This is a genomic window from Bradyrhizobium sp. OK095 (genome assembly GCF_900109945.1).
Taxonomy (GTDB): Bacteria; Pseudomonadota; Alphaproteobacteria; order Rhizobiales; family Xanthobacteraceae; genus Bradyrhizobium.
The window spans coordinates 136,226-150,384 of the sequence record NZ_FOBX01000001.1 but is presented as its reverse complement, the minus strand read 5'-3'; the positions used below and the strand labels follow the sequence as shown (position 1 = coordinate 150,384).

Genomic DNA, 14,159 nt, shown 5'->3' with positions numbered 1-14,159 from the left:
TCCCATGTCGCGACCGGGGCAACGAAATCGGCGATGCCTCGGACGACGACCAACAAGGACGCGCAATGAAATTTACCGGCACCAAGGACTATGTTGCGACCGACGATCTCAAGGTCGCCGTCAATGCCTCGATCGTGCTGGAGCGCCCGCTCCTCATCAAGGGCGAGCCCGGCACCGGCAAGACGGTGCTGGCGGAGGAAGTCGCGAAGGCGTTGAACGCGCCGCTTCTGACCTGGCACATCAAGTCCACCACCAAGGCGCAGCAGGGCCTCTACGAATACGACGCGGTATCGCGCCTGCGCGACAGCCAGCTCGGCGATAGCAGGGTGTCCGACATCAAGAACTACATCAAGCGCGGCAAGCTGTGGGATGCCTTCACCGCCGAGCAGCGCCCGGTGCTGCTGATCGACGAGATCGACAAGGCCGACATCGAATTCCCGAACGATCTGCTGCTCGAGCTCGACCGCATGGAATTCCATGTCTACGAGACCGGCGAGACGATCAAGGCCAAGCAGCGCCCGATCATGATGATCACCTCCAACAACGAGAAGGAGCTTCCGGACGCGTTTCTCCGCCGCTGCTTCTTCCACTACATCAAGTTCCCCGACGTCGACACGATGAACCAGATCGTCGACGTCCACTTCCCCGGCATCAAGAAGCGCCTGGTCGAGGAAGCGCTACGGATCTTCTTCGAGGTGCGCGAGGTGCCCGGCCTGAAGAAGAAGCCGTCGACGTCGGAGCTGCTCGACTGGCTCAAGCTGCTGCTCAACGAAGACATGAGCGTCGAGCAGTTGCGCGAGCGTGACCCGCGAAAGCTGATCCCGCCGCTGCACGGCGCGCTGCTGAAGAACGAGCAGGATGTGCATTTGTTCGAGCGGCTGGCGTTTTTGAGCCGAAGGGAAGTGTGAGTTTCTCGTGTCCCGGACGCGCTGCAGCGTGAAACGCTGCTGCGCAGAGCCGGGACCCAGAAGGCGACACGGATTGCTTGGCGACATGGGCCCCGGCTCTGCAGCGCACCGTCGAAGAGACGCTGCGCTGCGTCCGGTGCACGAGAGCCGAGTCTGGCGCTCGCAAAAATGACGGAGCAAGGGGCCGCATCGCCTCTTCCAACTCGCTTCTCAATCGCAGACATACCTTCGCGCCCTCGCGGCGCATCTCGCCCGAGCTTTTGCTTCATTCCTCGTCCTCCGATGAAAGAGGGCGCAGGGAAGACCGGGTGCCGACTGGCACCCGCGGTCCGCTGCGCGAAAAGTGCACGCAGAAAACCGCACAGCAGCATACAGGTGTCGCCGAACACTCGGCCTTCCCTGCGCAGTGGTCGGACGGCTTATGCCGCGCTCTCCCGGGAGCCGAACTTTCCTTCTGGCCTCCCTCGCCCCGCGAATTGACGATGCCGTCCACCCGGTTGGGCTCGCGCACATCTCCGCAAAGGCTTGACCGTAGCAACGACGGCCAGGACCACACGGTTTTGCCGTACGCAGCTCATCCGGCTTCGCCAAGTGGCTTCGCCGGACTTCGGCGCCGCTCGTCCGCACGAAGCCTCGGGCTCACAGGGACTACCCGCCCTGCCCGCGCCTCTCGCGCACGACGCTGCCGCGTCCACCGCAACCCGGCCCGCGTTTCGAACGACTCGCGAACCGCCCCTCTTCGTCGGGCCGGGCTGTTGCGGGTTATGCTGCAATTCCGAATTTCGGTAAAGTGGAATATTTTTGCGAGGAGGGATTGACGGGGCGGCGGGTGTTTTGCCCGACGGCTCACGTAGTCCGGATGAGCGCAACGCAATCCGGGGAAGTCGTGCAAACCGATGCAGCTATCCCGGATTATGCTGCGCTCCATCCGGGCTACGAACATCGGATTCCCACGGAGACAAGCTTTCAGGTCGCGGCAGCACAGACGGCGCATCGCCCGCCATGCCGTAGACTTCGATCCCCCTCAGCAAGCCGCCGCTCGAAAAGATGAAGATACCGCTTGGACGGTCGGCTGGATTGATCAGGAAGTCGCCGAGAATACGGACACCGGGCGGCGGTTCAGCATGTCCCCTGATCTGGAAATTGATGCAGGCGCACCCGCACAGGCATTTCCAAGGCGTGACCTCGGCCAACTCGAGTTGATCGAGATACTGCCTTGCCTCTTGGTTGCCGTGCTCGAGCATCCAGCGGGCAAGATCACGCTCGGCATCCGTGAGAGGGCGATTTTGCTCTGTACTCAAATGAAAGTCGTCCGGATGATGGTGGCTCGTGACGGTAACGCGTCGCGCCAGGATCGGCACGGTTATTCAAAATCCATTTCAAGAGCTCAACGATTCAAGGTCGACGCCCACTCCAGAGCCGACAGCACCGTGCCGACGAGCAGACCATATGAAAAGGCCTTTTGAACCGGTGTACCCCGAGGAAACCATGCTATTCCGCCCATGAAATACATGATCGCCCAGAGGCCGGCAAAGAGAGGCCAATCCCGCCAGCCCACGCGCAACAGCAGACCGACCGGAATGGCGGTGCAGAGAAAGACGATGCCGCACAAGGCAATCTGGCCAACGGATTGTCGCTCACGGGCTGAGATGGTCATCTCCCTATGCTTCCGTTGGTCGCAAGAAAGTCCATTCGCGTCCTTTGACAACTTAGAATAGCACCTTGTAGCCTAACGACGGACGATCTCATAGTCCGTGCAAACGATCCGGGAGGCGAGGTGCGAAGCTCGTATCTAGAATTGCCGGCGGACTTCGACGACTACGGCTCGGAAGTGGAAGCTCGTAGGGTGGGTTAGCGTTAGCGTAACCCACCTCTTCTGTCTCCGCGTCGAGAGACGTGGTGGGTTACGCTGACGCTAACCCACCCTACGCAAATCGTCCTCACGCCGCGTCCGGAATCACGAGAAGAGCCAAACGTGGGATACCGCGATCAGGGACTCTCCACTCCTCTTCTTGCGAAGTTTCATGAACTGCTCGCTAAGGCAGTCTCGAATGTGCCTGCGATTGCATTGAACAGCTCGATGAGAGCCCTAACACCGAGGAGATATTCAAGATCGCTGCCCCATCGCCTATACAAATGCACTCCGGGGACGAGCCGGTCCAACACAGCGTCTCCCTCAGTCTCGAATGCATATTTTGGCTCTTGCACATGGAAGATGCGAAACTTGAGCGGAGACCACATGCGAAAAACATTTCCGCCGAGCCACACGCCGATCTCGAAGACAAGGCAGCCCCCGATCTTCTTCTGCCATCGATTCCGGGAACGGCCTTCAAATCCCAAACCACCGCAGAATTGTTCCAGGAAGGGAATGACGTCCTTCTTGCTTTGAATTCCACCGCCAGGGTCGATGCGCAGACGCTCGGCTTCCGTCCTCTGCAACCCACTTAGAAAGGCCATCCGGTTCTCGCGGAACTCCTGGTCCCCATAAACTTTCCGAAGGTGCTCGAACACGCATCTCACGAGTGGCGGAGCGACGAATGGCGGCTCAACAAAATCTCTGGCGGCGAAGAGCTCGTCCAGCAAGACGGAGCGATATTTCGGCATGATGACGAAGGTTCGTCCGTCGGGATTGCCCTGTCCAAGCGACTGCATCGTTTCAAGAGCGACTTCGTCCCAATATCGGTGGAGCAGGTCCGAGCACTCCGTTCCACAGAATTGAATGAGCTCGTCCTGCCTCGCTCTGTGAAGCGAGAACCCAAGCGCCTCGAACGCGCGTTGCGTCGGCCCTCTGCCGGGCCATTTCGTCACAGTGTCAAGAAGCGGATGATCTTCCATGGATTGTGACTCGTACGATGAGCGAAAATCGTAGGGTGGGTTAGCGTCAGCGTAACCCACCTCTTCTGTCTCCGCGTCGAGAGACGTGGTGGGTTACGCCAGGCGGACTGCGCTTCGCTCCATCCGGGCTACGGAACTTTGGTAATTCCGTTCGCCGGTCCATAGAACCCGCGCTCGACGTCGACCCTCGGCTCTTCGCCGCCCCGCAACGTCACAAAAACACGAGCATCCCCGAGGCGAAGCCACCAGACCTTATCGTCCATCTGCTCGACGTGCAGCCAGTCGCCGACGACGAGTTCATCGAAGCTTCCCTGGTTCTCGAACTCGATCTTCTCGTTTGCCTCGTAAGCCGAAAGCCTCCACTTCCTGCTCATCTCACTGCCCTTCCTGTGTCCCAGGAATCGTCGAGAACTGATCATGAAACTCGTCATCTCGCTGCCGAACATCGGCCCATGTTGGACTGCAATGCACCAGGCGTTTTGCCTCACCCAGATTGACGTTCAAGGCTTCGCGCAGAACCGCGATGCTCTCAATCTTGTCGCCTCCCTCGGCTCGAAGATAGGCTATCAGGTCTTCTTTGCCATTCCCGGCGACGACCATTTCCTGGCATCGGTCGATCAGTTCGGACCTCGTTTGCATGGCGTCGAATCTCCGGAAAAACCATAGGGTGGGTTCGGGTTAGCGTCAGCGTAACCCACCTCTTCTGATTCCGCGTCGAGAGAAATGGTGGGTTACGCCGAGCGGACTGCGCTTCGCGCCGCCGCTCCGCTAACCCACCCTACGCAGATCACGCCACCGCCGCGTCCGGTATCCGCGCGGCTTCCATCGGCTGCTTGCCGCGGATCAGGTCCGAGGCGCGGTCGGCGATCATCATGGTGGACGCATTCAAATTCGCCGAGATCATGCGCGGCATGACGGAGGCATCGATGACGCGCAGGCCCTCCAACCCATGGACGCGGAGCTGATCGTCGACGACGGCCCACGTGCTGTCCGCCGGGCCCATGCGGCAGGTGCAGCCGGGGTGGAAGGTGGTGGTGCCGCGCTCGGTCGCCGAGGCCAGAAACTCGTCGTCGGTGTTGATGTTGGGGCCCGGGAAATCCTCGTAGGCGTAGTAGGGCGAGAGCGGCGCGGACTTCAGCAGGTTGCGCGCGAGCTTCATGCCGCCGACGATGACGCGGCGGTCGAGCTCGGCGTCGAGATAGTTGGTCTGGATGATCGGCGGCGCGAACGGATCAGATGAGCGGATGCGGACATAGCCGCGGCTTTCGGGGCGCTGCTGCCAGGAGGCGACGGTCATGCCGGGCTCGTCTTCGAGCTGGCCCTGCACGCCTTCCTTGTAGGACGCGGGCGTGAAGGTGAGCTGGAGGTCGGAACTATCGGCGCTCTCGCCGGAATGCCAGAAGCAATAGACCATGGTCGGCGACAGCGACAGCAGGCCGCCGCGCGTTGTCGCCCATTTCAACGCCTCGATCCAGAGCGAGACGCCGCGGCGAAGCTCGTTGATGGTCCTGATGTCTTTGACGCGCGCCACCGTGCGGGGGGCGTAATGGTCTTGCAAGCCCTCGCCAACGGGTAGCGCTTGGCGCACCGCGATGCCGTGAGCCTGCAACAGCTCAGGAGAGCCGATTCCGGACAACTGGAGCAGCTGCGGCGAATTGTAAGTGCCGCCGGACAGGATCACTTCCTTGTTGGCGCGAATCTCCACTGGCGTGCCACCCTTGCCGCCCTTGGTGTAGCGCACGCCGACGGCGCGCTTGCCTTCGAAGATGATCTCGGTCGCGTGCGCGTGCGTTTGCACATGCACGTTCGGTCGCTTCATCGCCGGTTTCAGGAATGCGGTCGAGCCGGAGACGCGCAAACCCTTGTCGATGGTGCGCTGGCAGTAGGAGACGCCCTCCTGGATCCTGCCGTTGTAGTCTGGGTTGCGGGGAATGCCGAGCGAGACCGCCCCTTCCATGAAGGCTTCGCAGAGTGGGTCGCGCCAGTTCATCGTGGTGACGGTCAGGTTGCCGTCGCGGCCGCGGAACGTGTCCTCGCCCTCGCCGACCCGCTTCTCCAGCCGCTTGAAGTAGGGCAGCACGTCGGCGTAGCCCCAGCCGCGATTACCCATCTGCGCCCAGGTGTCGAAATCCATCCGCTGGCCACGGTTGTAGATGTGGCCGTTGATCGAGGACGAGCCGCCGAGTGTTTTGCCGCGCGGCGCGTAGATGCTGCGTCCGCCGGTGTAAGGTCCCACCTCCTGCTGGTAGGCCCAGTTGATGCTCTTCATGTGGAAGGTTTTGATGAAACCCGCCGGCAGATGGATGTAGGGATGCCAGTCGCTGGGCCCTGCCTCAAGCACGCAGACGCTGGTGTTGGGATCTTCGCTGAGCCGGCTGGTGAGCACGCAACCCGCCGAACCCGCGCCGACGATCACATAATCAAATCTGTCCATGGTGCCTCGGCCGCCTTTAGCGCGGCTTGTCGTTGAGTTGATATTCGAGATGCGTCTGCACCGTCGGCCATTCGGCCGCGGTGATGCTGTACACCACCGTGTCGCGCAACGTGCCGTTCGGCGTGACCTGGTGGCTGCGCAGGATACCGTCCTGCTTGGCGCCGAGGCGCTCGATGGCGCGGCGGCTCTGGTGATTGAAGAAATGCGTGCGGAACTCGACCGCGATGCAATTCAGCGTCTCGAAGGCATGCCGGAGCAGCAACAGCTTGCACTGGGTGTTGAGCGGCCCGCGCTGGGCGCCCTTGCCATACCAGGTCGAGCCGATCTCGACGCGGCGGTTGGCGGCATCGATGTTCATGTAGGTGGTCATGCCGACGATCGCGCCGCCGGCATCGAACACGGTGAACGGCAGCATCGAGCCCGCGCTCTGCAAGCCGAGGCGGCGGTCGATCTCCTTGCCCATGTTTTCCGGCAGCGGGATCGCGGTGTACCAGAGCTTTGACAGCTCGCCGTCCTTCACGGCCTCCGTCAGCCCCTCGCGATGCTGGTGCGACAGCGGCTCGAGACGGGCGTGCTGTCCGCGCAGGGTGATGGGATCAGGCCAGGGCATTTGAGCATCTCTCTTTTGTCATTGCGAGGAGCGAAGCGACGAAGCAATCCAGACCGCCAACTCCTCATCCTGAGGAGCGCGGAACGCGCGTCTCGAAGGATGAAGGCCCGGCTGGTGGCCTCGCCCTTCGAGACGCGCGCGAGATGCGCGCTCCTCAGGGTGAGGGTCTGCTGGTTGCTTTGCCTCGCTCGTTAGGACCGTAACTAGCACCGTTTACTTGTTTAGGAAATTGAGCGGCAAACCGCCGCGCGGCCAGTCCATGGCGATCAGCTCGCCCTTGCCCGACAGAGTGATGTAGGCGGTTTTCAGTTCGGGGCCGCCGAAGGCGATGTTGGTGGTGACGCGGTCGCCGGTCGGGACCTGCTCGACCAGGGTGCCGTCGGGCGCGATCACCGAGATGCAGCCGGAGACGAGGGTGGCGACGCAGACATTGCCGTTGGCTTCGACCGCGAGCGAGTCGAACATCTGGTAGCCGCCGAGGCCGCAGATCGGCTTGCCCCGCTCGCCGCGATAGATCACTTCGCGCGGCTTGAGCGTGCCCGGCGCGGACAGCTCATAGGCCCAGAGCCGTCCCGTCGGCGTCTCCGCGATGTAGACAATGCTCTCGTCCGGCGACAGACCAATGCCGTTGGCCGGCAGCACGCCGTGCACGACCTCCACGATCTCCTTCATGCCGGGCTTGAGATAGTACATGCCCCCGACATCCATCTCGCGGGGGCGGCGTTTGCCGAGATCGGAGAACCAGAGGCCGCCATGCTTGTCGAAGACGAGGTCGTTCGGCCCGCGCAGATCGTGCTCGCCGCATGTCGTGACGACGGTCTCGATCTTGCCGGATTGCAGGTCGATGCGCTGGATCGAGCCGCCGAGATAATCGTCCGGCTGCGGGCCCGGCATGATCATCTGGCCGGTCGGGATCCAGGAGAAGCCGCCATTGTTGCAGATGTAGATCTTGCCGTCAGGGCCCAGCGCTGCGCCATTCGGGCCGCCGGGGACCTTGGCCACGATCTCCTTGCGGCCGTCGGGATAGATTCGGGTCAGCCGTTGGCCGCGGATCTCCACCAGCACGACCGAGCCGTCCGGCATCACCACAGGTCCTTCGGGAAATTCGAGGTCGGTGGCGAGAACGCGGACGTTGGACATGTGAGACCCTCCCGGCTGCTTGTTATGGCTTGCACGGGATGTCCGGCACGGGCCCCACACGCAAGATTTGCCTGTGGTTATGACAAAGTCACCGGGGCTTGCCAAGCAAGCGGGCAGGTATGCCAGCGTTGCGCGCTGCTGCCGCACCGGTCTTCGCGACACGACAAAATCCGTAGGGTGGGCAAAGGCGCGCTTGCGCCGTGCCCACCATCGATCCGCATGCGTCGCTAAGGATGGTGGGCACGCTTCGCTTTGCCCACCCTACGAAACCTACTTCGCATCCTTCGGCGGCGGCGCGCCCTGCTTCTTCTTCACATCCTCCGCGATCTTCGTCTGCGCGGTCTGGAGATCGCCGATTGTCTTCTGCAAGCCGACAAGCGTCACCTTCAGCGCGTCGATCTGGCGAGCCGCGGCATCCAGCTTCTGCTGGTGATCGAGGTTCAGCTTGGTGATCGTCTTTTGCAGGAAGTCGACATTGCTCTGGAGACAGCTCGTGCGCCGCTCCATAGTCTTCTCGACGGTGCATATCTCGATGCCGGGCACGTCCTGCGCACGGACCGGCGCCAGCGTCGCGAGCAGCAACATCACGACACAACCGCCCACGCTTCGAACTTGCATGCAGGTTCCTCACCAAATCAATCACGGCAAAGTGCGCTGTTTGCGCGCAGCCGCCAAAGGCTACCACACTCGCACCGCATTCTCGCGTTGAGCTTGGCGTGTTCCCTCGGACGGGGAACGATGATCCGCACGCGGGAGAAATGGGCGCTCTTTCCGCGGCTTTGTTTAGGGGAGATTTTTGGAATGGCAACGCGCGATAGACGTCTGGCGGAATTCGATGGCGCCGGAGAGCCGCCACCCGGCCTGCCGGTCGAAGTTTTGTGCGAGGACCACAGCGGAACGTATCAGCTGCCGTTCGCCTGCCGCTATGTCGGGGGACGCTGGCAGAACGACGCAGCCGGCGTCGCAGTCGAAGCGACCGTGATCGGCTGGCGCCTGCCGCGCCTGAAGCACACCAGCGTCGCCTGAGCTGACGGCCGTTTCTGTCTCAAAATGCAACGGGGCCGCGCTCCGCCTTAACCTTGGGAACGCGGCCCGAACGAATCGCGTCCGAATCAGCGGCGTGGCCCTGTACGCGGTTGTTCACGGCTAGATGTCGGCGCGCGCCCTCTGGCCCGCACAATATCTACGAGAGCGGCGGGCCGGCCCGGCCCTGGAGCCGGCGCCAAAAGTTAACGGCGGAAAGGCCTGGTTGGAAAAGTCATGGCCGGAAAAGGCATGGCTCTCACCGCCGCCCCAGGCGATCCCCGCCCCCGAAACAGGCAGGGCGGAGGCAGGCCTGCCTAATATTCGACCTCGAGCTCCTCAATCTCGGCCGGCTCGTCCTTGGCCGCCGCGACCCATTCCTTCATCTCTGGCATGGCCATGATGGTATCGGCATAGGCCTGCAGCCGCGGCTCGAGCTTGACATTGTAGGTCACGAAGCGCGTCACCACCGGCGCGTACATTGCGTCCGCCATGGTGCGCTTCTCGCCGAACAGGAAGGGTCCGCCCGACTTCTCCAGGCAGTCGCTCCAGATCGCCCAGACGCGGTCGATGTCGGCCTGCGCCCGCGACCAGATCTTGAAGCCGGGGAAGTGCCCCTTCAGATTGACCGGCAGCGAAGCGCGCAGCGTGGTGAAGCCGGAATGGATTTCGCCGCAAATCGAGCGGCAATGGGCGCGCTGGACGCGGTCCGCAGGCAACAGGCCTGCGTCCGGCATCGCCTCGTTGAGATATTCGGCGATCGCCAGCGTATCCCAGACGGTGGCGCCGTCGTGCCGCAGGCATGGCACCAGGATCGACGACGACAGCAGCAGGATTTCCGCGCGCGCCGACGCGTCGTCGGGCGCGGTCACGAGCTCGTCGAAATCGAGCCCGGAAAATTTCGTCAGCAGCCAGCCACGCAGCGACCAGGACGAATAGTTCTTGCTGCTGATGGTCAGTGTCGCCTTTGCCATATGGCCCTTCCCTCACGCCCGATACTGGCACCCCGCCCCGGTCCGACGGAGGTGCCCACACCCTGTGCTTCCCAGATTCACCCGTTCATTCACCCGCTTCAACAGCAAGCAACGTGCCAATTTTCAGGGCGATTTGACTCTCGTTTGGCTTCGATATTGCATAGCAGCACGGGACAGGTGGGCGCTTAGTATGATGTCGATGAATTATCAGGCCTTTCAGAACCACATGGATTTGACGGCACCATTTCGGGCGGGAGCCTCGTCCGCGCTCAGATTCATGAATCTCGTGCCGCAGGGGATGTCGGATCAGGTGGTTGGCCGGCTCTCGGCCGCGCTGGAGATGATCTCGCGCTCCACCCTCACCCATCACCGCCCGGCCTATGGCATCGACAGCGTCATGGTGGGCAATCGCGAGGTCGCCGTCACCGAGGAGATCGCCTACGCGACGCCGTTCGGCTCGCTGCTGCATTTCAAGAAGGAAGGCGTGGCTGAGCAGCCGCGCATGCTGCTGGTGGCGCCGATGTCCGGCCATTTCGCGACACTGCTGCGCGGCACCGCCAAGACGCTGCTCCAGGACCACGATGTCTACATCACCGACTGGCACAATCCGCGCGACATTCCCCTCAGCGAGGGCCGCTTCGGGCTCGAAGACTACACCGATCACCTCATCGACTTCCTCGGACAGCTCGGCCCGCGTCCGCACATGGTCGCGATCTGCCAGCCGTCGGTCTCCGCGCTCGCGGCCGCGGCTGTCATGTGCGAGGGCAACCATCCCTCGCGACCTGCGACGCTGACGCTGATGGCGGGTCCGATCGACACGCGGATCCTCCCGACCAGGGTCAACGACTTCGCCAAGAGCAAGCCGATCGACTGGTTCGAAAGCAATCTGATCAACTACGTGCCGATGCAGTGCCGCGGCGCGTTGCGCAAAGTCTATCCGGGCTTCGTGCAGCTCACGGCGTTCGTCTCGATGAATCTCGAGCGCCACATCAAGCAGCACATGGATCTCGCCAACCACCTCGCCAAGGGCGAGAAGGAGAAGGCCGCGAGCATCAAGACCTTCTACGACGAATATTTCGCGGTGATGGACCTTCCGGCCGAGTTCTACATCGAGACCGTGCGCGACGTGTTCCAGGAACATCTGCTGCCGCAGGGCAAGCTGATGCACCGCGGACGTCCCGTGGACACCAAGGCCGTCGGCCGTATGGGACTGATGACGGTCGAGGGCGAGAAGGACGATATCTGCTCGATCGGCCAGACGCTCGCCGCGCAAGACCTATGCACCGGCGTCCGCGCCTATCGCCGCGTCCATCACATGCAGGCCGGCGTCGGCCATTACGGCGTGTTCTCGGGCAAGCGCTGGAACAACGAGATCTATCCGCTGCTGCGGGATTTCGTGCACGTCAATTCGTGAGGGGCGCCCGCCTCAGGCCGACCACTCCTCGCCCCAGACCTGCACGACATGCCCCGGCGACACTTCGCGATATTGCCGGACCGGCGGCTGGTAGTCCGGCGCTCGCACCGGGCTTCTGATCTCGTCGTTGGCGACCTCGCGCTTGGTGCCGCGGCGCGACGGATCGGGCACCGGCACGGCGGCCATCAGCTTCTTCGTGTAGGGATGCTGCGGATTTCCGAACACTGCCGCGCGCGGGCCGGTCTCGACGATCTCGCCGAGATACATCACCGCGACGCGGTGGCTCATGCGTTCGACCACCGCGATGTCGTGAGAAATGAAGAGGTACGCAAGGCCCATGCTGGCCTGAAGGTCGAGCATCAAATTGACGACCTGCGCCTTGACCGAGACGTCGAGCGCGGAGACCGCCTCATCCGCGACGATCAGCTTTGGTCCGAGCGCGAGCGCACGCGCGATGCAGATGCGCTGGCGCTGGCCGCCGGAGAATTCGTGCGGGAAGCGCGCAGCCATGTCCGCAGTCAGACCGACGCGGACGAGCAGGTCGGCGACCTTGTCGCGCGCCTGCGACGCCGAGGCGAGGCCGTTGGCAAGCAAGGGAGCCGCGATCGCCGTTCCCACCGACATGCGCGGATTGAGGCTCGCGAACGGGTCCTGGAACACGATCTGCATGTGCTTGCGAAAGTCGCGCAAGGTGCGCCCGTTCATCGCCAGCACATCCTTGCCGTCGATGAGAACCGTCCCCGAATCCGGCTCCGTCAGCTTGAGAATGGACCGGCCCGTCGTCGACTTGCCGCAGCCGGATTCGCCGACCAGCGCCAGCGTCTCGCCGGCGCGCAGGGTGAAGGAGATGTTTTCGACGGCGTGCACGCGGCCCGAGACCTTGCCGAACAAGCCGGAGCGGATCGGAAAGCGCGTCGTGAGATTGGACACTTCGAGCAGCGGGCGCTCGGCGGGAGAGACCGTATCGGGCGTCTCCGCCGGCTCGTCCGAGGTGCCCGTCACCTTGTCGACGATCGGGAAACGCATCGGCCGGGTGCGCCCGTCCATGGAGCCGAGGCGCGGCACCGCTGCGAGCAGCGCGCTTGTGTAGGGATGCGAGGGGGTTGCGAAGATGCGCGACGTCGCATCGGTTTCCACCGCCTGCCCGCCATACATCACCACGGTGCGGTCGGCGATTTCGGCGACCACGCCCATGTCGTGGGTGATGAAGAGGATCGACATCCCCTCTTCGTTCTGAAGCTCCTTCAGCAGCTCCAGGATCTGGGCCTGAATGGTGACGTCGAGCGCGGTGGTCGGCTCGTCCGCGATCAGCAGCTTCGGCCTGCAGGCCAGCGCCATCGCGATCATCACGCGCTGGCGCATGCCGCCGGAGAAGCGGTGCGGGTGCTCATGGAAACGCGCTTTTGCCGCGGGGATGCGGACGCGATCGAGCAGGCGGATGGTTTCGGCCTCCGCCGCAGCACGCGACAGGCCGCGATGCTGGATCAGCGCCTCCGCGATCTGGAAACCGATGGTGAGCACCGGATTGAGGCTCGTCATCGGTTCCTGGAAGATCATCGCGACATCGTTGCCACGGATATCCGTCATGCTGGCTTCGGGCAGCGCCAGCAGATCGCGGCCGGCGAGCATGACGCGGCCCTCGACACGCCCGCTCTCCTTCGGAATCAGCCGCATGATCGAGAGGGCAGTGACGCTCTTGCCGGACCCGGACTCGCCGACGATCGCCACGGTTTCGCGTGGCGCGATATCGAACGAGACGTTGCGAACGACGGGGAGCCACTGCCGCTCGCGCAAGAAGGACGTTGTCAGGCCCGCGACCGACAGCACCGGCGCCTGCGCCTCGGCATCGATCTGGTCGGATGCGTTTGCGCCGATGCTCATACGATGACCCTAATAGCCGCGATCACGGTCGACACGCCCCGGCAGGGGCTCGCCACGGCGGTGGCGCGCGATGGTGTCGAGCACGTAGTCGACGGCCGTCTCGGGCTTCGTCGTGCTCGCGATGTGCGGCGTCAGGAGAATCCGCGGATGACTCCAGAACGGATGGCCCGCAGGCACCGGCTCGGGATCAGCGACATCGAGCACGGCAGCCGAGAGCACACCGCTATCGAGCGCCGCAATCAGGTCGGCCTCGACCAGATGCCCGCCCCGCCCGACATTGAGCAGCCGCGCGCCGCGCGGCAGACCTGCGAATAGCTTGGCATCGAGGATGCCGCGCGTCTCCGACGTCAACGGCAGCAGGCAGACCAGAATGTCGGTCTGCCCGAGGAAATCCGGCAAGGCGTCCGCGCCCGCATAGCAGGTGACGCCCTCGATGCTGCGCGGCGAACGATTCCAGCCGAGCAGCGGAAAGCCGAATGATGTGAGTCGCTCGAGCAGGGCCTGCCCGAGCAGGCCGAGCCCCATCACCCCGACACGCCGCTCCGCAGTGTACGTGGCGGGAAGCTCGCGCCAGACCTGCTCGCGCTGCTGGGCGATGAACTGCACGAGATCCCGATGCAGCGCGAGCACGGACATGCAGGCATATTCGACCATGCGCTCGGTGATTCCAGGCTCCAGCATGCGGATCAGCGGCACATGCGGCGGAAGTTTTGTGATGTCGAACTGATCGACACCGGCGCCGACCGAGAAGACGAGTTCGAGATTGGGAAGGGTCGTTGCGATGTCGTCCGGCGGTTGCCAGGCCACCAGATAGCGCGCCGCGTGGGGATCTCCGATATCGGGCCAGAGCCGGAACGGCAGATCCGGCGCGCGTTCGGCGAAGAGGCGCGCCCATTCGGCACCGCGAACCAGATTGGCCTTGTAGAGGAATGTCATCGGG

Annotated in this window: 15 protein-coding genes; 4 read left to right on the top strand and 11 right to left on the bottom strand. The window is 63.2% G+C overall.

What is annotated here, in order from left to right; all coding sequences use genetic code 11:
• The first annotated feature begins 65 nt into the window (after positions 1–65).
• Positions 66–908, top strand: coding sequence for an AAA family ATPase (locus tag BMW89_RS00670; RefSeq protein ID WP_092021643.1), 843 nt, complete (start codon positions 66–68; stop codon positions 906–908).
• A 902-nt stretch (positions 909–1,810) separates the two neighbouring features.
• Here the strand turns inward: BMW89_RS00670 and BMW89_RS37670 are convergent.
• From BMW89_RS37670 to BMW89_RS00645, 4 genes are all read right to left on the bottom strand, one after another.
• Positions 1,811–2,269: a hypothetical protein gene (locus tag BMW89_RS37670; protein ID WP_177195751.1), complete on the bottom strand. Its 459-nt coding sequence runs from the start codon at positions 2,267–2,269 to the stop codon at positions 1,811–1,813.
• A gap of 26 nt (positions 2,270–2,295) precedes the next feature.
• A complete protein-coding gene (locus BMW89_RS00655; RefSeq protein ID WP_092021641.1) occupies positions 2,296–2,565 on the bottom strand; it encodes a hypothetical protein in 270 nt (89 codons plus the stop codon).
• A gap of 365 nt (positions 2,566–2,930) precedes the next feature.
• Positions 2,931–3,743, bottom strand: coding sequence for a hypothetical protein (locus tag BMW89_RS00650; protein ID WP_092021640.1), 813 nt, complete (start codon positions 3,741–3,743; stop codon positions 2,931–2,933).
• A 128-nt stretch (positions 3,744–3,871) separates the two neighbouring features.
• Positions 3,872–4,117, bottom strand: a complete 246-nt coding sequence (locus tag BMW89_RS00645) for a hypothetical protein (protein ID WP_143062680.1) — start codon at positions 4,115–4,117, stop codon at positions 3,872–3,874.
• A gap of 43 nt (positions 4,118–4,160) precedes the next feature.
• Between BMW89_RS00645 and BMW89_RS00640 the strand changes: the two genes are divergently transcribed.
• Positions 4,161–4,409: a hypothetical protein gene (locus BMW89_RS00640; RefSeq protein ID WP_143062679.1), complete on the top strand. Its 249-nt coding sequence runs from the start codon at positions 4,161–4,163 to the stop codon at positions 4,407–4,409.
• A gap of 121 nt (positions 4,410–4,530) precedes the next feature.
• Here BMW89_RS00640 and BMW89_RS00635 read toward each other — a convergent pair whose 3' ends face one another.
• The 4 genes from BMW89_RS00635 to BMW89_RS00620 form a co-directional block, all read right to left on the bottom strand.
• Positions 4,531–6,177, bottom strand: a complete 1,647-nt coding sequence (locus BMW89_RS00635) for a GMC family oxidoreductase (protein ID WP_092021633.1) — start codon at positions 6,175–6,177, stop codon at positions 4,531–4,533.
• Between the two features lie 16 nt (positions 6,178–6,193).
• Positions 6,194–6,787, bottom strand: a complete 594-nt coding sequence (locus BMW89_RS00630) for a GNAT family N-acetyltransferase (protein WP_092021631.1) — start codon at positions 6,785–6,787, stop codon at positions 6,194–6,196.
• Between the two features lie 213 nt (positions 6,788–7,000).
• A complete protein-coding gene (locus BMW89_RS00625; RefSeq protein ID WP_092021628.1) occupies positions 7,001–7,927 on the bottom strand; it encodes an SMP-30/gluconolactonase/LRE family protein in 927 nt (308 codons plus the stop codon).
• 270 nt (positions 7,928–8,197) lie between these two features.
• Positions 8,198–8,545 carry a hypothetical protein gene (locus tag BMW89_RS00620; RefSeq protein WP_092021626.1) on the bottom strand — a complete coding sequence of 116 codons (348 nt, stop codon included), beginning with the start codon at positions 8,543–8,545 and terminating at the stop codon, positions 8,198–8,200.
• A gap of 183 nt (positions 8,546–8,728) precedes the next feature.
• Between BMW89_RS00620 and BMW89_RS00615 the strand changes: the two genes are divergently transcribed.
• Positions 8,729–8,953 (top strand): hypothetical protein, encoded by a 225-nt coding sequence (locus tag BMW89_RS00615; RefSeq protein ID WP_092021624.1) that lies wholly within the window; start codon positions 8,729–8,731, stop codon positions 8,951–8,953.
• 314 nt (positions 8,954–9,267) lie between these two features.
• Here the strand turns inward: BMW89_RS00615 and BMW89_RS00610 are convergent, their stop codons facing one another.
• Complete coding sequence (locus BMW89_RS00610; RefSeq protein ID WP_092021622.1) at positions 9,268–9,924, bottom strand: glutathione S-transferase family protein; 657 nt, start codon at positions 9,922–9,924, stop codon at positions 9,268–9,270.
• Between the two features lie 190 nt (positions 9,925–10,114).
• Between BMW89_RS00610 and BMW89_RS00605 the strand changes: the two genes are divergently transcribed.
• The gene (locus BMW89_RS00605; RefSeq protein ID WP_092021620.1) at positions 10,115–11,338 is read left to right on the top strand and encodes a polyhydroxyalkanoate depolymerase; all 1,224 of its coding nucleotides are present in this window, start codon (positions 10,115–10,117) and stop codon (positions 11,336–11,338) included.
• Positions 11,339–11,350: 12 nt separating this feature from the next.
• Here BMW89_RS00605 and BMW89_RS00600 read toward each other — a convergent pair whose 3' ends face one another.
• Positions 11,351–13,219, bottom strand: coding sequence for an ABC transporter ATP-binding protein (locus BMW89_RS00600; protein ID WP_092021618.1), 1,869 nt, complete (start codon positions 13,217–13,219; stop codon positions 11,351–11,353).
• A 9-nt stretch (positions 13,220–13,228) separates the two neighbouring features.
• A complete protein-coding gene (locus tag BMW89_RS00595; RefSeq protein ID WP_092021616.1) occupies positions 13,229–14,155 on the bottom strand; it encodes a 2-hydroxyacid dehydrogenase in 927 nt (308 codons plus the stop codon).
• Positions 14,156–14,159: the final 4 nt, after the last annotated feature.